The organism is Serratia inhibens (assembly GCF_003591175.1).
GTDB lineage: Bacteria > Pseudomonadota > Gammaproteobacteria > Enterobacterales > Enterobacteriaceae > Serratia > Serratia inhibens.
In genome coordinates this window covers 1,370,219-1,394,079 of record NZ_QYYG01000001.1, presented here as the reverse complement: position 1 = coordinate 1,394,079, position 23,861 = coordinate 1,370,219, and the positions used below count along the sequence as shown (strand labels likewise).

Genomic DNA, 23,861 nt, shown 5'->3' with positions numbered 1-23,861 from the left:
CCCGGCACCCATTTAGACCTCGTAGTCAGACTCTGGCGTCGACAGCGGGGTGATTCTCACTTTCAAGATACGGTGGCTATTGACCTCCAGCGGTTCAAACAGATAGTCACCGATCTGCAATTGCTCACCTTCCTGGGGAATGCGCTGACTGTGTTCCATCAACAAGCCGGCTATGGTGTGGTATTCGCGTTTATCCTCCAGTGGCAGAGGCAGATACAGCACCAGGTCTTCCAGTGGCATATGGCCGTTGGCGGTCCAACTGCCATCTTCGTTTTGCTGAATGTCATGCCGTGCGTCAACGTCCTCGCCCGCTTCCGGCAGGTTGCCGGCGATGGTTTCCATCACGTCAGTCAGGGTCACTACACCCTCGACCGAACCGAATTCATCGACTACAAAAGCGAAATGCGTTTGCGCCTGCCGGAACTGCTCCAGCGCGCTCAGCAGCGTTAACTGCTCCGGGAAAATCAGCGGTTGACGCACCAACGTGCGTAAATCGAGCGGTACCTGGGTCAACTGCTGCTTCAGGACATCAAGGGTATGGATAACGCCGAGAGGTTCATCACTGGCGCTGTTTTCGACCACCACAATGCGCGTATGCTGATTTTTTTCCAGCAACTGGGTCAGCTTTTCCTGCGGATCATTCAGCTCAAGGTATTCGACGTCATGGCGGGAGGTCATGATGCTGCTCACGGTACGCTGCGCCATGCCCAGCACGCGTTCTATCATGTGCCGTTCCTGCTGGTTGAATATCTCCCCGCTTTCGCTCGCGCTGTCGGCCAGCAGGTTGGCTGAGTGGCTGTCTACCTCGGCTTCTTCATGTTTGCCGTTCAGCATGCGCAGCACCGCTTCTGCGGTTCGTTCGCGCAGTGGCCGTACCTTTGACAGAAAACGACGACGGTTAAACTGAGCCAGCTGGTTTAATGCTTCAATCATCACGGAGAAGCCGATCGCTGCGTACAGATAACCCTTGGGAATATGGTAGCCGAACCCTTCCGCAACCAGGCTGAAGCCGATCATCAGCAGGAAACTCAGACACAGAATGACGATAGTCGGGTGGGCGTTGACGAATCGCGTCAGCGGCTTGCTGGCCAGCAGCATCAGCCCGATAGCGATACAGACCGCAATCATCATTACCGCCAGATGATCAACCATGCCGACGGCGGTGATCACCGAATCGAGAGAGAAGACAGCGTCCAATACCACGATTTGTGCCACCACAGGCCAGAAGCGAGCGCCTTTGCGTGGTCCTTGCTGCTCTTCATCTTTGCCTTCCAGCCGCTCGTTCAGCTCCATAGTGGCTTTAAACAGCAAGAATATACCACCGACCAGCATAATGAGGTCGCGGCCGCTGAAGGGGTGCTCCGCGACCACAAACAGCGGTTTGGTCAGTGTCGCCAGCCAGGAGATAGAGGCGAGCAGCGCCAAACGCATCAGCAAGGCCAGCAACAGGCCTACGACACGAGCTTTATCTCTTTGTTGTTTAGGTAGTTTTTCCGCCAGAATGGCGATAAAGATAAGGTTGTCTATACCCAGAACGATTTCCAGCACGACCAAAGTGGCCAGGCCGGCCCAAATTGTTGGATCTGCGATCCATTCCATACGCCCAATTTCACCTGTAAGTTCGACGGCTTATGCCGTAGGGGAATGATGGGTGTTGGACAGGGAAAATTCAACTTTAAAACTATAATGGGATGGCGAAGAGGGCGGCATCATGATTTTAAGCCAAAATAATGCATAAAAAATCATCTTTCTTCAGTTTTTTTGACATCCAACGCATAGATAAACCGGCATTTTTCAGCAGAGAGTTGTGGTTACAGAACATGATGCTCATTGCTTGTTGATAAAAACGGCAGAAAAAATAACTTTTTAAATCAATCTATTATGAATGAATCTGGCTGCTGCACTTTGTGCTGAAAAACCCCGGTAGTAGTCTTATTCTGAAAAGGGCACCCAACGGACATCTTAGGCTTGTATCGCTAAGGCAATAGTATAAGAATCTTAGGCACATAAACATTTACAAGTATCATCGTTTGGTTGTAAGGGCGTATTTTTTTGTTTTTCTGTGACCTAACTATCGCTTAAGGAAAGTGCACTGCCCTTAATTTACATTCAAAGTGCGATTGGAACACCCCAGTCGTCCATAGAAAACGATGACAGCGCATTGGTAGCTGAAAGCCAAGGGCGGTAGCGTGTCTGAATCATTCCCGCTCCGTGCCTCATGAGCAACTTGGATAAGGCTTAGTTCGGCTACATTATAGTTATTTGATTGTGGATGAAAAACATGCAAAAGAGACTGAAGGCTGTGATTCCCGTAGCTGGCCTGGGAACCCGTATGTTGCCGGCAACAAAAGCAATCCCTAAAGAAATGCTGCCTGTGGTCGATAAACCACTGATTCAATACATCGTTAACGAATGTGTTGCTGCGGGGATAAAAGATATTGTTCTGGTGACTCATTCCTCCAAAAATGCGATTGAGAATCACTTCGATACCTCCTTTGAACTCGAAGCCGTTTTGGAATCGCGCGTTAAGCGCCAGTTGTTGGAAGAAGTGCAGACCATCTGCCCGGCGGATGTGACAGTCATGCAAGTCCGTCAGGGGCAGGCGAAAGGTCTGGGGCATGCAGTATTGTGCGCTAAGCCGATGGTCGGTGACGAGCCTTTTATCGTGTTATTGCCGGACGTATTGCTGGATGACTCTACGGCAGATCTGCGTAAAGAGAACCTGGCCAAAATGATTCAGCGTTTTGCTGATACCGGCTTCAGCCAGATCATGGTGGAACCGGTACCGGAACAGGACGTTTCGAAATACGGCGTTGTAGATTGTGGCGGTGCTGCGCTGGCAGCAGGTGAAAGCACACCAATGACTGCTGTGGTCGAAAAGCCGACAAGAGAGGAAGCGCCTTCCAATCTGGCAGTGGTAGGTCGTTATGTGCTGTCTGCTGATATCTGGCCTTTGCTGGAAAAAACCTTGCCGGGTGCCGGTGATGAAATTCAGCTTACCGATGCCATCGCAGCCCTTATGGGGCAAGAGACCGTAGAAGCTTTCCATATGAGCGGCAAGTCGCATGACTGTGGCGATAAATTGGGCTATATGAAGGCATTCGTACAGTATGGCCTGCGTCATGCTTCAGAAGGTGAAGATTTTACCCAATGGCTGAAGCAAACATTGAACAGTAAATAAGTTTTGCGGCTTAAACGCGATCACAATATTGAAAAGAGGATTACCATGACCAAGTTGAAAGCTGTCATTCCTGTTGCAGGCCTGGGTATGCGAATGCTGCCGGCAACCAAGGCGATTCCAAAGGAAATGTTGCCGATCGTTGATAAGCCGTTGATTCAATACATTGTCAATGAGTGCGTTGCTGCTGGTATCAAAGAAATAATCTTGGTGACTCATTCTTCCAAGAACGCGATCGAAAACCATTTCGACACCTCTTTCGAGCTGGAGGCGATGCTTGAGGCACGTGTAAAGCGCCAACTACTGGATGAGGTGCAGTCGATTACGCCTAAAGGCGTGACGCTGATGCACATCCGCCAAGGTCAACCTAAAGGCTTGGGCCATGCGGTATTGTGCGCTAAACCTTTGGTAGGCGACTCACCATTTGTCGTGTTGCTGCCGGACGTGCTGCTTGACGACGCAAAGGCCGATCTGAAAAAAGATAACCTTCCGCACATGATTGCTCGCTTCGAACAGTCTGGGTTGAGCCAGGTACTGGTTCAAGCCGCTGATGAACATGTGTTGCACGATTACTCGGTCGTTGAATGCGAGACCAACAGTTTGCAACCTGGTGAAAGTTCCCACATGACCTCGATTATCGAAAAACCGGGTCGTGACGTTCAGTTTAAATCCAATTATTCGGCGGTAGGGCGCTATGTCTTGTCTGCCGATATCTGGCCGTTGTTGGAAAAGACCGAACCCGGCGCTTGGGGCCGCATTCAATTGACAGATGCCATTGCGGAGTTGCTGAAAAGTAGACCTGTAGAAGCAATGGAATTGGTAGGCGAATCCTTCAACTGCGGAGAAAAAATGGGCTATCTGCGGGCATTTGTAACTTATGGTTTACGGCATCCTACCCAAGGGAAGGCATTCCGTGAGTGGGCAGAGCAGTTGCCGTTTTAGTCGTTGAAAAAATCATAATTGGTTATACTTGCCTTTAGAACGATGAGTTAGTCAAACGAAAAGTTGGCTAGCTCATTCATATTGGCAAAAGTGCACATAGAGAATCATACTCTCTAGCAGTACAATCATGCCATAATGCAGGCAACCTTTTCTTTATCATAGCAAGTCCGACTTCAACGCCCGCTCAATGAATGCGTTTCTTACTTGATATGTATAAACTCAAGATTTACCCAACATCCATTTTGCTGAGTGCCGCAGCAAGCGCCACGGTTGGCCGGGGACTTAGCACTGCAAACATTTTTACTTTGAAAGTGATGATAATTCGATGGCAAAAAAACAATGGAAACTGATACCTCTCATGGTATCGCTCAGTGTGATTAGTGGTTGCACAATCATCCCCGGCACCCATCTTTCAACCAGCGGTAAAGATGTTGTCAAACAACAGGATAGTGATTTTGATATCGATAAGCTGGTGAACGTTTATCCAATGACGCCTGGCTTGATAGATAAAATGCGACCAAAGGCTGTAGTGGCCCAATCCAATAGTGCATTAGAACGCGAGTTGCAAAATTATGAGTACCGCATTGGTGTAGGTGATGTTTTGATGGTCACCGTGTGGGATCATCCAGAGTTAACTACTCCTGCTGGTCAATACCGCAGCGCAAGTGATACCGGTAACTGGGTAAATTCTGATGGCACTATATTCTATCCTTATATTGGCAAGGTAAAGGTCGCCGGTAAAACAGTTGCCCAAGTTAGGAATGAAATATCATCCCGTCTAGCCCAATACATTGAAAGCCCTCAAGTTGATGTCAGTATTGCAGCGTTTCGCTCTCAAAAGACCTATATCACTGGGGAGGTTTCTAAATCTGGGCAGCAAGCCATTACTAATGTGCCATTGACAGTGATGGATGCTATCAACGCAGCTGGCGGTTTGGCCGAGAATGCGGATTGGCGAAATGTGGTATTAACTCATAATGGTAAAGAGCAGCGAATTTCTTTGCAGGCTTTAATGCAGAAAGGCGATCTGACGCAAAACCATCTTCTTTATCCTGGTGACATTCTATACGTTCCCCGTAATGATGATTTAAAAGTATTCGTCATGGGTGAAGTTAAAACGCCGGCAACGCTGAAAATGGACAGAAGCGGTATGACGTTGACGGAAGCCTTAGGAAACTCAGAAGGTATCAGCCAGTCCTCTGCAGATGCAACAGGTGTGTTTGTTATCCGTCCACTACACGGCACCGAAGGAAACAAACTCGCGAATATTTACCAATTGAACATGGCGGATGCAACAGCAATGGTTATGGGAGCTGAGTTCCACTTGCAACCATATGATATCGTTTATGTTACCGCTGCACCGATAGCCCGTTGGAACCGTTTGATTAGTCAGTTAGCGCCGACTATTTCCAGTTTTAATGACCTCAGTGAAGGTACATTGCGAATTCGTAATTGGCCGTAGGAATAAACAATGTTTGACTCAATATTGGTTGTTTGCGTTGGAAATATTTGCCGTTCCCCTACGGGAGAACGGCTATTGAAACACTATATTCCCAATAAGAGAATAGACTCTGCTGGCATCGGTGCGCTTGTCGGTAACGCCGCTGATGAAATGGCGCAACGCGTTGCGAGTATTCATTCATTATCTTTACAAGGGCATGTTGCAAAACAACTTACAAAGGCAATGTGTCGCGAGTACTCACTCATACTAGTGATGGAGAAAGGTCATATTGATGCTGTTTGCCAACTCGCTCCAGAAGTAAGAGGAAAAACAATGCTTTTTGCTCATTGGCTCAATCAGCAAGATGTACCTGATCCCTATAGGAAAAGCCAAGAGTCATTCGAGTTCGTATACAAATTACTTGCTGAGTCTGCTCAGAAGTGGTCACAAGCGCTAAACCGTTAATAGAGATGACAATGATTGAAAATAGGAAAAACACTACTGCAATTAGCAGTAAAAATGATGATATAGATATCGGTCATTTATTAGGTTCACTTGTCGATCATCGCTGGTTGCTGATAGGTATAACTACTCTATTTGCTGTGATTGGCATCGTGTATTCTTTATTCTCAACGCCGATTTATGAATCAGATGCATTAGTTCAAGTTGAAAAGAATACGGGGAGCTCGATCCTATCTAATTTATCTGAAACGTTCTCTGCTGGTGATACCGGATCGACAGCAGAAATAGAATTAATACAATCACGTATGGTGACTGGAAAAACTGTTCAGGAGCTTAATTTAGACAGTGTGGTTGAGCAGAACTATTTTCCAATATTTGGCAAAGGTTGGGCCCGATTAAATGGAGATACTCCTGCAGAACTTGCATTGTCGCGATTTAATGTTCCTGATTATTTACAAGGAAACTCACTATTATTAACTGTACTTGATAAAAATAACTATACTTTGAGTTATGACGGTAAGGAAATTCTTAAAGGCCAGGTCGGAGTTTTAGCTACAGGCAATGGTGTAACATTGTTAGTCAGTGATTTTAAAGGTGAGCCGGGAACTGAATTTACGTTAACGAAAAGACCTTTCCTCAATGCAATCAATCAATTACTGAAGAATTTAGCAGTTGTTGATAAAGGTAAAGACAGCGGTGTGTTGAATCTTAGTTATGCTGGTGAAGATCCTAAGTTAGTGCGTAAAACGCTAGACAGCATTAGTAATAATTATTTATTGCAAAATGTGGAAAGAAAGTCTGAAGAAGCAGCTAAAAGTTTAATGTTCTTAAAAGAACAACTACCAAGCGTGCGTTCGTCATTGGATGAAGCTGAAAATAAACTGAATTTGTTCCGTCAGCAAAATGATTCGGTTGATCTTTCTTTGGAGGCTAAATCAGTTTTAGACACAATGGTAGCTACGGAAACTCAGCTCAATGAGTTAACTTTCCGAGAGGCGGAAATATCAAAACTGTATACAAAAGAACATCCGGCATATCGCGCGTTGCTAGAGAAAAGAAATACTCTTGATCAAGAAAAAAACAAACTAAATAAACGTGTCAGTGCAATGCCGAAAACTCAGCAGGAAATAATCAGGTTGACGCGTGATGTGGATGCGGGCAAAGAAATATATATGCAATTGCTCAATAAACAGCAAGAGCTTAGTATTACCAAGGCCAGTACCGTAGGAAATGTCCGCATTATTGATCCGGCAATTACACAGCCTAACCCGGTGAAACCAAGAAAGATGCTTGTTATTTTATTGGCAACTATTCTGGGTGGAATGATTTCGGTGACAGTTGTCTTGGTGAAAACCATGATGCATAAAGGTATTGAAACACCTGATGAGTTAGAACAACAAGGGATCAATGTTTATGCGAGCATTCCGCTTTCGGAGTGGCAGCAGAAAATCGATCGGGAAAGCATCCTCCGTACTAAAAGGAAGTCTAACACCGATTCAATTTCACTTTTGGCGACCAGTAACCCAACCGACCTTGCTATCGAGGCTGTACGTAGTTTGCGTACCAGTTTACATTTTGCAATGCTTGAAGCCAAAAACAATGTTTTGATGATATCTGGTGCAAGTCCTAATATTGGTAAAACGTTTGTCAGCACTAACCTTGCTGTAGTCATTGCACAGTCGAATAAAAAAGTTCTGATTATCGATGCCGATATGCGTAAAGGTTATTCGCATAAACTGTTGGGGACCGGGTGGGAAAATGGTTTGTCAGATATCTTGTCTATGCAAACTCAGTTAGAGAAGGCTATCAGAAAGACATCTATACCAGATATGGATTTTATTCCGCGTGGACAAATCCCGCCAAACCCATCGGAGTTGTTGATGAGTTCTCGTTTTGGAGAGTTGATTGATTGGGCAAGTAAGAACTATGACCTGGTACTTATAGATACACCTCCGGTATTGGCCGTAACAGATGCAGCTATTATTGGCAATCATGCGGGAACAGCATTGATGATAGCTCGTTTCGGTATGAATACGGTGAAAGAAATTGAAGTTAGTATTCGCCGATTTGAGCAAAATGGTGTGGATATCAAAGGGATTATTCTTAACGCGGTAGAAAAAAGGGCGAGTAGCTATTATGGTGGTTATGGCTACTATCAATATGAATATCGCTCTACAGAGAAAGCATAATTTTTATTTTTAATTCATCGGCCAATTGCGCTTTCTAGGTAGTTGGCTGATGATTTTTTAGTATATCTCAAGATGTTTTTATTGCTGCGATTAAATGCTTATAGACTTTTTTATAGAGATGTGTCCTCATGAAAATTGGTGGAAAATAAAATGAATATCATGATGATCAACACCATTTATTCACCATTCAAAATTGGTGGAGCAGAAGTATCGGTTCAGTTACTTGCAGAAGAATTAGAAAAAAAAGGGAATACTGTAACTGTATTAACCTTGCATGATGAAAAAGCAAGAAAGGTCTCAACAATAAATAATGTTACCGTTGTTTACCTTCCATTGAAGAATTTGTATTGGCCATTCGATGGCAAGCAACAATCAAAAATAAAGAAATTATTTTGGCATATTATCGATAATTACAATCCTTTAATGGCGCGTAGTGTAGCTAATGAACTGGATAATTTCAAGCCTGATTTGGTCCACACAAATAATATTGCTGGCTTTTCAGTGGCAATTTGGGAAGTCATAAAAAGAAAAAATATAAAACTGATCCATACAAGCCGCGATTATTACCTTTTTCATCCTAACTCGACAATGTACGAAGGAAATGGAGACCTTTCAGTCAATAAACCTGTTGTGAAGTTTTGGTCCTTTCTTAAGAAAGTAAAAAGTAAGCATGTTGATGTTTATGTCGGAATAAGTGAATTTATAAAAGACTTTCATGTTGAAAATGGATTTTTTGCAAAGGCCAGAAAAAAATACATTTATAACTCGGTCGATAGCATTAAATTTGAAAAAAAAGAATCGCCTTCTTGGCGCGTTGGGTTTATCGGCCGTCTTACCAGGGATAAAGGCTTCGATGATTTTTGTCATTATGTAAAAAAACTTAAAAAAAACAACTCAGATATAAAAGCAGTTGCAGCTGGTCGTTTTAATAGTGGTGGTGATAGCCAGGAATTGAAGGTTTTAGCGGAAAACTGTTCTGTTGAACTTCTTGGATTTATATCTTTAGATACTTTCTTCTCTTCAGTGGATGTTGTCGTATTACCGGTAAAGTGGCGTGAACCTTTTGGCAGAGTTGTTGTTGAAAGTGTATTTGCAGAAAAAATGGTGCTAACTAATGCGGTAGGGGGGATTGCAGAATTAGCCCTATTATTGCCCAATATTCATGTTATTGATGATAATGTTCTAGTGGAATTAGATAAACTAGAAATTAAGTCTGTTGATAGCGATACGATTGGAATGTTTAGCCCAAAAAAAATAGCAAAAGAGTATTTTGAAGTGTATAACTCTTAAAGTATCTTATCCGCAAACATATTTTTATTAATGAAGTAATAAAGTACGGGTGAATATTAATTTTCATTGAGTTATTTTTTCGGCAGACATTAAATGGCACTTTATAATTGTAATAGTCAACATAACGAGATTAGAAAAGGCACTATAATATGACTCAAGCTCTGGAGATAGTCGAAGAGAAAGAAAGAACTGGTGTCTTTCTTTCTATCTTACGATGGGCTATTGCATTCTTCTTTATCGCGACACCATTCAACCCATATGTCAATTCGATGACTTTATACTTATGGATACCGTTGGTTTTCCTTGATATACAGTTTTTATCAAAACTTAAGGTAATTAACTTAAAAATCAGCATATGCCTTTTTTCGTGGTTATCTCTTTGTATCCTCTTCGGGCGAATAGATCTCGCTGTAAAATCATTTGTTCTAATTCTTGGTGTTACTTATATTGTTACATTAAGTAGTGCTATCTTAGATAAAATATATGCATGTATGCTAATTTCAGCAGGATGGTGTATTCTACAATTTATTGTTTATCAGTTTGGTCAAAATTATTCTGCAATGATCGGCCCTAAAGCAATTTCTATTTTTGTTTGGGGGGAGTACGCTACTAAAACATTTACTAACCAATATGAGGTTTTCTTCCTGCCGAGAATGTCTGGGCTCTCTCGAGAGGCTGGTTTTTTTGTTTCACTTTTAATCATATCGTTCATGATCAGGATTAGAGACCATAAAATTAATAAATATGAATATATAGTTTTTTCCCTTTCCTATCTGTTTAGCCTGTCCAAAGCATCCATCTTTCTTGTCATATTTTTCGTCTTATATCCGATTCGAAAGTTGATGGCAAAGATTCCTGTTATTTTGAGTATCATATGCTTTGTTGTATTATGTGTTGTTGTTGCTCAATATTTAAATGTCGGGGTGCCATCGTACTTCTATGAATATGAATCCATCGCGCATCGATTTTCAGCTCCATATTTAATGCTTGATATGGAAATCCCTAACTTCATCTATGGCTGTGATGTAGATTATACTTGTTTCAATAGTTATCAACCGATCGTGGATTTCTTGAATGGTTTCGGATTTAAGCCAAATGTTGGTTTAGCTGGGATAGTCCTTGACTTGGGAATTGTGGGACTTATTGCTATTATTTTCTTTTTGGTGTTTTTAGGACTAGATAGCTATGACGCAGCGATTTTAGTTTGTTTTACATCAACAGTCACATTCTTTACAGTTGATAGTTTTATTATTCTTACCTATTATTATGTTATTAGTAATAGAGGACGTTTTTCTTTCGTAAATAAATAATTATGAAGCTAAATACCTACGGGAAATTGAGAATGACTAATGAAACTTGAGGATTGCCGTGTCGGAATTGTTACTGACTGGTTAGTTTCTTATGCAGGCGCTGAGCGTGTTCTGAAGGAAATGGTTGCCCTATTCCCAAGTTCGGATATCCATGCAGTCATTGATTTTCTCAACGATTCTGACCGTCAAGAAATTTTAGGCAAACACAGCCAAACAACATTTATTCAAAATTTACCAATGGTCAGTAAGTTCTATACCAAATATTTACCATTGATGCCTTTAGCTATTGAGCAACTAGACCTTTCTAATTACGATTTAGTGCTTTCCAGCAGTCATGCTGTAGCAAAAGGTGTGCTTACAGGACCTGATCAACTGCATATTAGTTATGTGCATAGTCCAATGAGATACGCTTGGGATTTACAAAATCAATATTTAAAACAAGTTGGCTTGGATAAAGGGCTTAGTGCAATCTGTCTTAAATGGATGTTGCATAAGTTAAGGTTATGGGACGTTCGTACTGCTCATGGTGTAGATTACTTTATTGCTAATTCGCACTATATAGCTCGGCGTATTAAAAAGGTTTACGGCCGTTCTTCCGAGGTAATATACCCCCCAGTTAATGTTAATGCTTTCCCATTGGTTACCAAAAAAGACGAATTTTATCTGACTGCATCAAGATTAGTTCCTTATAAACGGATTGATCTCATTGTGGAAGCTTTCTCGCACATGCCTGATAAAAAATTAGTTGTGATCGGTGATGGGTCAGAAATGAGGAGAGTTAAGAGCAAGGCTGCAAAGAATATCTCTATTTTAGGGTACCAGGATAATAATACCTTGCTTGGTTATATGCAAAATGCATCGGCTTTTGTTTTTGCAGCTGAGGAGGATTTTGGTATTATTCCAGTTGAGGTCCAAGCATGTGGAACTCCTGTAATTGCGTTTGGTAAAGGTGGTATTTTGGAGACTATCCGTCCTTATGGAGTAGAAAATCCTACAGGACTTTTTTTTGCGGAGCAGAATTGTAAATCTATTATTGAAGCTATTCTTCTTTTTGAAAAAATAAAAGGTTCTATTCTGCCTGAGAATTGCCATGTTAATGCATTACGTTTCAGCGATGAACGGTATCGTATGGAAATTTTAGAGTTTATAAAAGATAAATGGGATAAGTTTTCAGAGAGTAAAAAAATTATCTTCTAAAATGCGAGGTGATATTATGTATTGCAAAGCGAGGGAAGGTTAACCGGGCGTCTCTATTGATTTATAATCTTTCTACTGCTGATAGTTATCGTTTAATTAATACGGATTCGTGAATAATATATCGATGTGATTATCAGATTAGCAGAAGGAATTTAATTGTCGTGGTTTACATTATGTTCAGGATTTCATATGAATAATTCAAAAGGGCTTTTTGATAATCTTGTCACAAAGTTCGCTTTAGCATTTTCTGATGTTTTTTTCTTTAATGTTTCAGTGTATTTAGCTTATTTTATTATTTATAAAGTGTTTGGGGGAATTGATGAGTTCGTTCCTCGCGATGAAATGACTATGCGAGGAATGGCTCAATTTTGCCTATCCCTGGTTTGTGTCGTATGGTTTTGGACTCGGTTACGTCATTATACTTATCGCAAACCATTTTGGTTTGAGTTAAAAGAAATTTTTAGAACTTTACTTATCTTTGCTATATTAGATCTCGCTTTGGTTGCATTCTCAAAGTGGAATTTTTCGCGAACTGTATGGTTATTTACGTGGACTTTGATCATCATTCTTGTCCCTATCGGTCGTGCTGTAGTTAAGAAGTTACTTGATAAGTTTGGTCATTGGAAAAAACAAACTATCATTATTGGCTCCGGAAAAAATGCCTTCGAGGCATATGCGGCACTGCAAAGTGAAGAAGTTCTTGGTTTTGCAGTGTCAGCGTTTTTTTGTACGGATAAGCCTTGTGAAGCATCTTATTTTGGCGTGCCTTTTATTAGTAGTGAAGAAGAACTTTGGGCTTCTGTCGATGTAGCAAATACACAATTTATTGTTGCACTTGAATTTGAACAACATGCATTGCGGGACACCTGGCTAAAGAATTTAGCCACTCACAATTGTCGTTCCGTTTCCGTGATACCAACCCTTCGTGGGGTTCCGTTATACGGAACTGAAATGTCATTCATTTTCAGTCACGAGGTTATGATTTTACGTGTTAACAATAACTTGGCGAAACATTCTTCGCGATTAATTAAGCGCTGTTTCGATATTGTAGGTTCTTCATTGATCATGCTTGTTTTGGCACCGGTATTGTTATTCCTTGCATATAAAGTGTCACGTGATGGAGGCAAGTCTATCTATGGGCATGAGAGAGTTGGTCATAATGGTATTAAATTTAAATGCTTGAAGTTTCGCTCCATGGTGACGAATTCTCAAGAAGTTTTGAAAAACCTTCTTGAGAACGATCCAGAGGCTCGTATTGAATGGGAAAAGGACTTTAAACTAAAAAATGATCCGCGGATTACGAAAATTGGTGCTTTTATCCGTAAAACGAGTCTTGATGAGCTTCCTCAATTGTGGAATGTTTTCAAAGGTGAAATGAGTTTGGTTGGACCAAGACCTGTTGTTGAAGCCGAATTAGAAAGATATGCGGGAGACGTTGATTACTATCTAATGGCTAAACCGGGTATGACGGGTCTTTGGCAGGTTAGTGGTCGAAATGATATTGATTATGGAACTCGTGTGTATTTCGATGCTTGGTATGTGAAAAATTGGGCATTATGGAATGATGTTGCTATTTTATTTAAGACGATTGCGGTAGTTCTTAAACGTGATGGAGCATATTAAAACGAATTGTTGCATAACCTGATGAATTTGTTTTGATTTTTACTGGAGTAATTTATGATTTATGTTAACGCTCGTTTTCTTACACAAGAGTTGACGGGGGTGCAACGATTTGCAGAGCAATTGTCATTGTCCCTTTCAAATATTAGAAATGATCTGGTTTTTGTTTCCCCCGATAATATTGTCAGGAGTTCAGTTGCTGATAAACTCAATGTGAAAGTTATCGGTAAGAAGCAAGGGCATATGTGGGAGCAAATGGAACTTCCTTCATTCTTAAAAAAACATGGGAAGCCATTGCTACTTAACTTGTGCAGTACTGCGCCAGTATTTTATAAAAACCAAGTTGTAACCCATCATGATGTAACTTATAAACGCTATCCTGAAAGCTTTTCTAAAAAATTCAACTTACTCTATGGTTTTTTAATTCCTTTGATGCTAAGGAATTCACACAGATTACTTACTGTGAGTGAGTTCTCTAAGAAGGAAATAGTTGATGTTTATAAAATAAAAGAAAACAAAGTCTCTATTATATATAATGCTGTTGATGCGAATTTTCACTCATTAGATAAAGATAAAGATAAAGATAAAGATAAATATCTTCTGGCTGTATCCTCGCCTAATTATCATAAAAATTTTCATGGTATGATTGAAGCATTTCTTAAATTAAAGGATATAGATTGTCGATTGAAGGTTATCGGTAAGACAGCAACTAGTTTTGCGACCCAGGATTACAGTCAATTAATCAAGGAGACTGATAATATTGAGTTTCTTGGCCGCGTTGATGATGAGGAGTTGATTAAGCTCTATCAAGGGGCGTTGGCATTTGTTTTCCCTTCTTTCTATGAGGGGTTTGGGATCCCTCCGCTGGAAGCGCAGGCTTGTGGATGTCCTGTTATTTCCTCAAATGCAGCTTCTATGCCAGAGGTTCTTGGGGATAGTGTAATTTATTTTCCCCCTGAAGATACTAATATGATGGCTGAGTGTATGAGGCGCATCATCACGGAAGAGACATTGCGAACCCAGTTAATTAACGCAGGGATGGAAAATATTAAACGCTTTTCTTGGGATGTTTCTGCGAAGAGAATTAGTACTATCCTTGACGAGTTATCAGGATGTCGGCAATGAAAATTTTGCATGTGGCGGAAACGATAAAAGGCGGTGTTGCAACTGTACTCCGGCAGTTAGCTATAGAACAGAGTCATGATGAAAAAGTATCAGCAATCATGTGTATTGTGCCGGATACTCAGATTCAGGAGTTACATCCATTAGATAAAAAGCATATCATAACGTTTAAGCGTAGTGGAAGAAATGTTAAGTCTTTCTTAAGTTTTATCGCTAATATGATTAGGAATGTTTATACACTCGAACCTGATATTGTACATTTACATAGTACGTTTTCAGGTGTTATGGGGCGATTGGTTTTATTCTTCATGTACCCAATTCGTCGCCCTAAAGTGGTTTACTGTCCTCATGCATTTTCTTTTTTGATGCAAGGCAATTTAAAATATAAAAATTACTTTTCTAGAATTGAAAGAATGCTATTGCCGATGACAGATGCAATTATTTGTGTTAGTCACTATGAAAGAAATAAAAGCATTGAATATGGTTTCCCTCCCGAGAAACTGCATGTCGTCTATAATGGGGTTCCTGAGGTTATTGGTGGGGGGATTAGTGAGGATCCTTTTCCAAAAGATAAAGTCAACCTGCTTTTTGTTGGGCGTTTTGATTTTCAAAAAGGATTCGATGTTTTTGAAAGAATTATGCCAGCCCTGGAAAAAATAGGTTGCCACCTTACTGCTGTAGGGGAAGGGGTGCATAATAATGGAGCGTTTTCAAAAAAGTTACCAGCAACGACCTATACAGGCTGGTTGACTGCGGAGCAACTCAAACCCTATTTTGAACATTCCGATGTTCTTATTATTCCCAGTCGATGGGAAGGGTTTGCGATGGTTCCGCTTGAAGCAATGAGCTATGGTTTACCTGTGATTTCTTCAAATTGTACTTCTTTCCCAGAAATGGTTGTTGAAAATATTACAGGGTACATGTTTGATTTTGACCACCCAGAAGAAATTATTGGTTTTCTTGAATCAAACACAAAAGAAGATTGGCAGAGAATGGGGAGTAATGGTAGAGCTTTATTCTTGAAAAAATTTACCGCTACCAACATGATTTATAATACTAAAAAAATTTATTCCTCGCTAGTTTAATTGTCATGGTAGGGGGGGCCCTATCATGCAATATATCAAGACCTCCTCTTGTTTTACCTCTTTTTATTCCAATACTCTAATTTACTCTTTTCACCGGCAGAAATGGGAGAGTTTTATGCACCCTTCAAATGATGAAACTTTAAAGACCAATATTTCTAAGCGTTTTTTTTTTCGCGGCGTACTTGCATCATTCATACCTGCGATATTGTTATCGTCTCGCTCTAGTATCGCTAAAACGCCTCTAGTTGCAGGTGAACAATTACCTGTTCTGGAAAACGACTGTTCGGATATCGATACATTACGCAATACTGAGCCGAAGTCTGCTAATCAAACTGTTGTAGTACAAAGTTATTATCCACAACAGAAGGCTGGCTCCTTCGCTGCATCTATTCCATCAACCCAGTCGGCCCCAAAGATGAGGAGCATTGAAGCAAGAACGCCTCTGGCTGGTGGAGGTGAGTTCTACTACGATCCTTCTGATCTTACCAGCGTTGATGACGGAGGGATGGTGATTGTAACCAGGGAAGGAAAACGTTGGAAACGTAAATTATCAGGAAACGATAAGATTCAGGCTGTATTTTATGGTGTTAGTCCATTAGTTGAAGATAATGGTCCATTATTACAGGCAGCAGTTAATTTCAGTAGCAATCGCATCGTTGAACTTCCACGCGGGATCATTACAATAAAAACACCTGTCGTATTTAATTTTGATTCAGGGGTTAAAATAGAGGGTTCTGGAAAAAAAGGTGGCACAGTTATTAATGTAATTATAGGTGATGGCTACGAGGATATGGGGGCTTTGCATTTTTCTGGCCGCCACGATGATGCTAAGGTTGCGCTAGGCTACCGCGCACTTAGCATAAAGAATATTCATTTAATCGGTAATCTTAGTCGCTGTCGAGGCATTTTTATTCAATATCAATTTGCGATGCGTATTGAGCAGATCACTATTGAGAAGTTTGATGGGGCTGGGCTTTATATTGATAAATGTCAAGACTCTGTATTTGAACAGGTTGATATATTTAACTGTGGGCGAACTTCTGGTGATCGCAATTCATTGAAGGATACCTTTGATGAATCTAAAACACTCGATAGTCCGATTGTATTAACTTCCTCTATAGCAAAAACAGATTGCAATTATCTCCGTTTTTCTAATTGCCAATGGGAAGATAATCCTGTATCCCCTGTTTGTGATTTTAGTGGTGGTATAGAAAATTACTTTGTTAACCTTCATGCGGAGTATTCTGCGTATTGGGATATTGAAGGCACTAAAGGTGGGACGCTCTTTAAACAGCGCAAAGGCACGATAAAGATACAGGGTGGTGGTTCTGATGAAATAAAGACGCTAGTAGATATTGAGTGGGGTGAGTTTTGGGTCGAATCACATCGTTGCCACCCTCCTAAAAAGATAAAAGTTAAACGAGGTACTAATAGTAGATTAACGTTTCGCGATGTTGCATTGGATAAGATCACTGCATTAACAACATCAGGAGAAAAACGTTTTGAGGGCTGTACAATCAACGAGGTTGAACTTGACTACCCTGACGGTTTTTTAAGTTTTAATTCTTGCAATGTTAAAAATAATTTTATTACCAACCAATCTGGAAATGGTGCTAAAATTTCCGTTACTGGATGCAATATTGGAGGGGGGGTAAATGTATCCACTTCAACAAAGAGTATTTTATTTGATGATTGTTTTATTAATGGTAATGTGACCTTCGGTTCAGAAGGTGGAATGTGGCTAAATAACATAACGAAAGGGATATTCAAATTGTCTGGGGATAATTGTAGAGTGGTTATTCCTGCGACGCGTAAACTAGTCGGTAGTGAAGCCCCAGTTAAGGGGAACTATAAAGTTGGAGATTCATTAGTCAACCTATCCCCTATGCCCGGTAGTTTTATCGGTTGGGTTTGCGTGAAAAGTGGTAACCCTGGGATATGGAAAGGATATGGTCAGATCGAGAGTTGATTTTTTCTGAAGTAATTTATTAGAGTCCAGAGTTCCATTTTCCTTATTTTTAGTGAAACGGTCCAATCTATGTTGGGCCATTTTCATATAATCAATGTCTGTTGTCTGTTAATTGTAGATTGGTATTTTTTAAAAGCTATGGTTTTTTGTGCTTTAAATTGCGAAAAAATTAGTTCTATATGTGTGCTTTCTTTTTTATAAGTGATTTTTTGTTTTTTAATTTACCTTTTAAATTCCTCTCTCCCAATCTCCGATTTTTACATGAAGTTAAGTTTTTACTGTACTGTATGTCTATGTATAAAGATATAGAGTCACTCCCCCATCTCCGTGATACCTACTCCCTTTTTTGAAGACTTAAATTAACCTTTTTAATAGCATGGTTTTTAGCGAAACTTTAAACCATGCTAACTACATGGATAATGCATGTTTTTCAAGACCTCCCTTTGCATTTAATAATCTTGTTAATAATTTCACCCGTTATCAATGCTCATGCAGTAGCAGTTCGCTATTTTAAAAAACAATATTAAACAATGAGTTATGTTTTTATAATTAGTTTGTCTCCACATTGACAACTTTGATAACTTGAACTTAACTTAGAAAAAGTACCGATTATCTTGTTTTAATTTTGTTTTTATTTATTTCGTGTGTTTATCCTGTTGTTTTTATTTTGGTCTTGGCAGTTAGCCAAGTTTTGCCTTTGTGTAACGCAATTTTACTTCCATAGGGGATTATAATGGCTTCTCTAGCACTTCATCAAAAATCTGTGGCTTTACTGTATGCAGTTTTGGGTCAGAAATCGACACCTGCTGCATTTGACCTGGTTGCAGCAAGTATTGAACGGGGGGATATAAGTTTTTCTGATTATGTTCAAAGTTTGTTGAGTAGTAGTTCGGGCGTTACCCTTTATGGAGGGCAAACTGACTCGCAAATCCTAACAACAATTTATAGCAATGTTCACGGTGAAGGACCTAGCGCCGGGGTACTTAACGGCTATCTAGGGAACGGTTTAAGTCTGTCCCAAAATTTAGCGTCAATTGTCAACGATCTGTTGGACTATAGTGGATTTGACTCAGCAGAACTGGGAGACCAGACGACCTTTATAAATACGGTTAATACGATTCTATATCCAAGCACAGGTACTGCATCTAACGGTTCTGGTGCAAGTGATGTGCTTGCCTTGACTTATGTTTTAAGTCTAAAAGCATCGGTACCGACTATCACGACTTTTGGTGAGGCTCTGAATAACGGTACGAAAACTCTTTTGCAAGTTGCCGCAAAATTTTACAATGATCGACCAACTTTAGTAAAAGCAACAGATAGTGTATTTGTCACTAGCGTGTTCAAGGCCGGTTTTTTACGTGACCCGACAACCGCCGAGCTTAATAGCTATTTGTCGGAACTGGCTGGTGGTGCATCTCGCCCTCAAGTCATTATCGACATTGTTAACTCACTGCGTGGGACTGTTGGTAGTTCTGATTCGGCAGCGCAAGATGTATTTGAGGCCAGAACAAAAGCTTATGCACCGGGTGAACTACCTGAATTGAGCCTTCAAGAGCAAGTCGCTACTGTTTATCTGGCTGTTGCTAGTCGAGGGATTGATGCAGTTGGTTTGGATGGTTATAGTAAACCGCTGGCTGCCGGCATTATCACATATTCGACGTTGATTAAGCATTTACTTAATTCTGAAGAGTTCCAGCGCAAGGGCGCGCAATTGACTGGTGATGATTTTATTCAACATGTATATACAAACGTACATGGTACAGCAGCGACTCCGGCACAGCTTGCCCTCTACAGTGCTTTAGGAGCAGATAAAATTGCTATCACGCAGGCAATCATTACTGATCTACGCACGTCGGTCGCAACAGATGCGGGAACAGTTACTCAACAGCATGCCTTTGAATTCGATATTGGTAATAGCCTGCTTTATAAAACTGCAGCTACTTTGACAGCGACTGCGGCTGGTGGTAATGCTACCGGGACTGTAAATACAGGCAGCAGTCATGTTTTGAGCAATGCTGAAACAGCCGTATTGACGAAGGCAGTGCTGAATGCCGATGCTGTGGCCGATGTGAATCTGAAGTTCGCCGATCATCTGGCGAATCTGACTATTAACGGCACCAGCGCAGCAACGGTCAACTTGTCCGACAACGGCGTTAACCCGGGTGTTGATATCACCGTAAACAATGCCAACGTGATCCTGAACGCCAGTTCCGGTGCCGATGATGTCACAGTCACCAGTGCGGCCGCTGTCAATACAGGTACCGGGGATTTCAACCTCGGTGCAGGCAACGATACGCTGAAATGGGCTGGTAATGCGGCTGTCGGTGGTGCCAATACCGTAGGGGCCGGCATCAGCGGTAACGGCGGTGCAGGCACTGACGTGATTTCAGCTAACTTCATCACCAAATCCGTAGCGACAACCTCAAACATTCTGGGGATCCGCAGTAGTACGGTAACCAGCAATGCCAATAACTTCACCAGCTTCGAGAAAGTTGACCTGGCGGGCTATATCGGTAAATCAGTCGGCACCCTGAACGGTGCGGCAGTGACCACCGAAAACCACACCTTTGATTACGGCCTGCTTAACGGTACGGCTACAGTTGAAGGTACTGCAGGCGGCACTGTCACTCAAGCGACAGCGCCTTCTGCAGTCGGTACTCAAGGGTTCGTGTTGTCCGGTCTGGCCGAAGCGGTGAAAGTCATCAATGTCGCCGGCGGTACTGCAGCACAAATGGAAGTAACCGGGAATGCCACCTCTGCCAGCAGCGTTGACTTCACCTTCGTGCAAAATGCTACCAACAAGTTCGACATTGCATTCACGGCTAACAGTACTTCTGACGTCAATGCCGGCTCCGTCAGCTTGAACAGCAGCAGCAGCATATTGTTGGGTACAGCACTGACTACGGTCAACATTGCCTCAGGTGGTACCGGTGACTTTAGCAACGTATTGAACCTGACGGGCACCAATTCTCAGGTAACATCCGTTGCTGTAAGTGGCGATCATCATCTCGATCTGACTGTTGGTGCAGGCTACACCAGCTTGCTGAATCTTGATGCGTCATCCAACACCGGCGGTATCGATGTAGTGCTGAATCAGGGCGGTACTGGGCAAGGGGTATTGTACAACCTGTTGGCACTGTTACCGTTGGGCTCAACCGTTGCAACTCTGCTGGGGCTGGGTGGGACTCAATTCTCCCTTACCGGTACTTCAACCGATGACAGCTTCACCGTACTGGGTAACACGACCGTAACCGGCGGTACCAGCAGCACCGGCGGCAATGACTATCACCTGGTCAGTAGTACTACCGCAGCCGGTGTTACTATCAATGACTTCAACAGCGCTAAAGACAGCATCGTTGACAATCTGTCCGGTCTGACCATTTCGTCAAATGCCGGCACGGATTTGGCCGATTATGGCGTACGTACTGAAAGCGTCCTGGGTAATGCGATCAGTGCAATACTTGGCGGTTTGATCACCGGCGTAGTCGGGGCATTGGGTTCACTGCTGGGTATTGGCGGCGACAATGCGCTGGTCAGCAAGGTGGGGGTTGTTGGGGTAGAGCGTACCGGCGGTACAGACTCCTATATTATCGTTGATAACAACGATGACCACACACTGGATGGCAACGACAGCGTAATCTATCTAAAAAACACCGATCATTCGAATCTGCTAAGCACGCTCCACTACTCACCAACCGTTGAATTGGCTGGTATCTCCAGCGCACCGATTGCTGAAGTAGCATAAGGTAAGAAACTTAAAAAAGGCAGGTGCTCTCAAAGCACCTGCCTTTTGTTATTTGGCAGCCCTAAACACAGCACCGGCATATCGTTGAGCAGGTAACGACCCATCCAGTTGCTGCAACTGAGGGTAAGTACGCGTAAATTGCATTACTTACAGCAACAGAGGTCTACATGTTGACCGAAACCGCCTATTCCAGATACTCCGTTGTTCTCGATTACGGACTTACTTATTTTCTACACTCATCCTCTTTTATTCGCCTTTCCTTTCATCATACTGTTTTCACTCATTTTAGCTGAGCCTGCGACAAGAGGTTTTTTTTGTGTTCCACCTTGCCGATATCCACTTTCTCTACCTATAGTTAAAAAAAAGTATCTGCAGTCTCGAGCATGTTTGGGGTGAGTCTTCTTTAGGATTTTTTTTAGTTTTCCCTTTAGGAATTTCCTTAGAAGAAATCAATGCGGATTGGGCTGACAGTGCACATGATGTAAGGGCAGAAAGTGAACCAATTTATACCGCGCAATGAAATTGCGGATGTTATACGGACACGCAGTAAAATTTTCTGGACCGTTGGCATATTTACCGCATTTATTAATTTGTTAATGCTCGTTCCCTCTATCTATATGTTGCAAGTTTACGATAGGGTACTTCCGTCACGTAATGAAATAACCTTGCTGATGTTAACGCTGATTATGCTGGGCATGTTCGGCATGATGGCGTTATTAGAGTATGTCCGCAGCATGGTGGTTATCCGTATCGGCAGTCAGTTGGATATGCGCTTGAATACCCGTATTTATACTGCGGCATACGAGACGAACCTTAAGAACGGTTCTTCAGATGCAGGGCAGATGTTGGGGGATCTCACCACGGTACGGCAATTTCTTACCGGTAATGCTCTATTTGCTTTCTTCGATGCGCCCTGGTTCCCCATCTATTTATTAGTGATTTTCCTGTTCAACCCATGGTTGGGACTGTTCGCGCTGATCGGCTCACTGTTATTGGTTGCCCTTGCCGTCATCAACGAAATGGTGTCCAAGAAACCCTTGGGTGAGGCAAGCAAGTTGTCGATCATGTCTGCCAGTCTGGCGAGCACCAATTTGCGTAATGCTGAGGTGATAGAAGCTCTCGGCATGCTGCCTAACTTGAAGCGTCGTTGGTTTGGTTTGCATCAGCGATTTCTCAATAGCCAGAGGATTGCCAGCGAGCGGGCTGCCAGTGTTACTTCCATTACCAAATTTGTTCGTCTTTCGCTTCAGTCGTTGGTACTGGGGTTGGGGGGATGGCTGGCGATTGATGGCCATATCACTCCCGGCATGATGATTGCCGGCTCTATCCTGATGGGGCGCACCCTGGCACCTATTGAGCAAGTGATTAACGTTTGGAAAAGTTACAGCGCAGCCAAACTTTCTTATGGGCGTCTGGTTAACTTACTGGATAAGAACCCACAACGCGGAACAGGGATGTCCTTACCGCGGCCAGAAGGCATCATCTCGGTTGAAGGTGTCACGGCAACTCCTCCTGGATCCAAAGCCGATGCGGTATTGCATAACGTCAGCTTTGCCATTCAACCGGGCGACGTGCTGGGGATTATTGGGCCAAGCGCTTCCGGTAAATCCACGTTGGCACGTTTGCTGGTCGGTATTTGGCCAGTAAGCGAAGGCATTGTGCGCCTCGATAACGCCGACATTTATCAATGGAACAAAGACGAGTTGGGGCCCTATATCGGCTACCTGCCGCAGGACATCGAACTGTTCGCCGGCACCATTGCCGAGAATATCGCGCGTTTTAACGCTATCGATTCAGAGAAAGTGATTGAGGCCGCCAAACTGGCGGGTGTGCATGAACTGATTCTGCGTTTCCCTAATGGTTATGATTCGGTCATCGGCAACGGTGGCGCAGGGCTGTCTGGTGGGCAGAAGCAGCGCATTGGCTTGGCGCGTGCGCTGTATGGCGATCCTTCCCTGATCGTCTTGGACGAACCTAACTCCAACCTGGATGATGCCGGTGAAAAGGCGCTGAATCAGGCGATTCTGTTCCTTAAGCAACGGAATAAAACGGTGATTCTGATTACCCATAGAACCAATCTGCTGTCGATGACCAGCAAGTTGTTGTTGTTGGTGAACGGCACCGTCAATGCGTTTGGCCCAACTCAACAGGTGTTGCAGGCGCTGGCGAATGCTCAGAAAGCGCAGGCTTCGCAGCCAGCGGTTCGCGCAGTCAATTCCGAGCCGGACGAAGGCAATATCCCAAAAACTCAAATTAATTAAGCTGTGAACTTGCCGGGCGGCGCTGAAATGCGTCGCCTGCAGTCAAAGGA

Annotated in this window: 15 protein-coding genes; 14 read left to right on the top strand and 1 reads right to left on the bottom strand. The window is 42.5% G+C overall.

The window, feature by feature from the left end; genetic code table 11:
• Window positions 1-12: 12 nt before the first annotated feature.
• Complete coding sequence (locus D4100_RS06595; protein ID WP_006320971.1) at window positions 13-1,599, bottom strand: TerC family protein; 1,587 nt, start codon at window positions 1,597-1,599, stop codon at window positions 13-15.
• A 682-nt stretch (window positions 1,600-2,281) separates the two neighbouring features.
• Between D4100_RS06595 and galU the strand changes: the two genes are divergently transcribed.
• From galU to D4100_RS06525, 14 genes are all read left to right on the top strand, one after another.
• The gene (gene galU / locus D4100_RS06590) at window positions 2,282-3,181 is read left to right on the top strand and encodes a UTP--glucose-1-phosphate uridylyltransferase GalU (RefSeq protein ID WP_119804116.1); all 900 of its coding nucleotides are present in this window, start codon (window positions 2,282-2,284) and stop codon (window positions 3,179-3,181) included.
• A gap of 45 nt (window positions 3,182-3,226) precedes the next feature.
• Window positions 3,227-4,120: a UTP--glucose-1-phosphate uridylyltransferase gene (locus tag D4100_RS06585; protein ID WP_119803662.1), complete on the top strand. Its 894-nt coding sequence runs from the start codon at window positions 3,227-3,229 to the stop codon at window positions 4,118-4,120.
• Between the two features lie 325 nt (window positions 4,121-4,445).
• On the top strand, window positions 4,446-5,582 hold the full coding sequence (locus D4100_RS06580; protein WP_119803660.1) for a polysaccharide export protein: 1,137 nt from the start codon (window positions 4,446-4,448) through the stop codon (window positions 5,580-5,582).
• 9 nt (window positions 5,583-5,591) lie between these two features.
• Complete coding sequence (locus D4100_RS06575; protein ID WP_119803658.1) at window positions 5,592-6,026, top strand: arsenate reductase/protein-tyrosine-phosphatase family protein; 435 nt, start codon at window positions 5,592-5,594, stop codon at window positions 6,024-6,026.
• Between the two features lie 11 nt (window positions 6,027-6,037).
• Window positions 6,038-8,212 (top strand): tyrosine-protein kinase Wzc, encoded by a 2,175-nt coding sequence (wzc, locus tag D4100_RS06570; RefSeq protein WP_119803656.1) that lies wholly within the window; start codon window positions 6,038-6,040, stop codon window positions 8,210-8,212.
• Between the two features lie 150 nt (window positions 8,213-8,362).
• The gene (locus D4100_RS06565; protein WP_244941641.1) at window positions 8,363-9,502 is read left to right on the top strand and encodes a glycosyltransferase family 4 protein; all 1,140 of its coding nucleotides are present in this window, start codon (window positions 8,363-8,365) and stop codon (window positions 9,500-9,502) included.
• A 149-nt stretch (window positions 9,503-9,651) separates the two neighbouring features.
• Window positions 9,652-10,812, top strand: a complete 1,161-nt coding sequence (locus tag D4100_RS06560) for a hypothetical protein (RefSeq protein WP_119803654.1) — start codon at window positions 9,652-9,654, stop codon at window positions 10,810-10,812.
• 39 nt (window positions 10,813-10,851) lie between these two features.
• Entirely contained in the window at window positions 10,852-12,009 is a 1,158-nt protein-coding gene (locus D4100_RS06555) for a glycosyltransferase family 4 protein (protein WP_119803652.1), read from the top strand.
• Window positions 12,010-12,198: 189 nt separating this feature from the next.
• Window positions 12,199-13,632: an undecaprenyl-phosphate galactose phosphotransferase WbaP gene (gene wbaP / locus D4100_RS06550; RefSeq protein WP_119803650.1), complete on the top strand. Its 1,434-nt coding sequence runs from the start codon at window positions 12,199-12,201 to the stop codon at window positions 13,630-13,632.
• Between the two features lie 54 nt (window positions 13,633-13,686).
• Window positions 13,687-14,754 carry a glycosyltransferase family 4 protein gene (locus tag D4100_RS06545; RefSeq protein WP_119803648.1) on the top strand — a complete coding sequence of 356 codons (1,068 nt, stop codon included), beginning with the start codon at window positions 13,687-13,689 and terminating at the stop codon, window positions 14,752-14,754.
• A complete protein-coding gene (locus D4100_RS06540) occupies window positions 14,751-15,836 on the top strand; it encodes a glycosyltransferase family 4 protein (protein WP_119803646.1) in 1,086 nt (361 codons plus the stop codon). The genes D4100_RS06545 and D4100_RS06540 overlap by 4 nt, the downstream gene beginning before the upstream one ends.
• Window positions 15,837-15,861: 25 nt before the next feature.
• The gene (locus D4100_RS06535; protein ID WP_147417741.1) at window positions 15,862-17,805 is read left to right on the top strand and encodes a hypothetical protein; all 1,944 of its coding nucleotides are present in this window, start codon (window positions 15,862-15,864) and stop codon (window positions 17,803-17,805) included.
• A 733-nt stretch (window positions 17,806-18,538) separates the two neighbouring features.
• Window positions 18,539-21,550, top strand: coding sequence for a beta strand repeat-containing protein (locus D4100_RS06530; RefSeq protein WP_119803642.1), 3,012 nt, complete (start codon window positions 18,539-18,541; stop codon window positions 21,548-21,550).
• A gap of 494 nt (window positions 21,551-22,044) precedes the next feature.
• Window positions 22,045-23,811, top strand: coding sequence for a type I secretion system permease/ATPase (locus tag D4100_RS06525; RefSeq protein ID WP_119803640.1), 1,767 nt, complete (start codon window positions 22,045-22,047; stop codon window positions 23,809-23,811).
• Window positions 23,812-23,861: the final 50 nt, after the last annotated feature.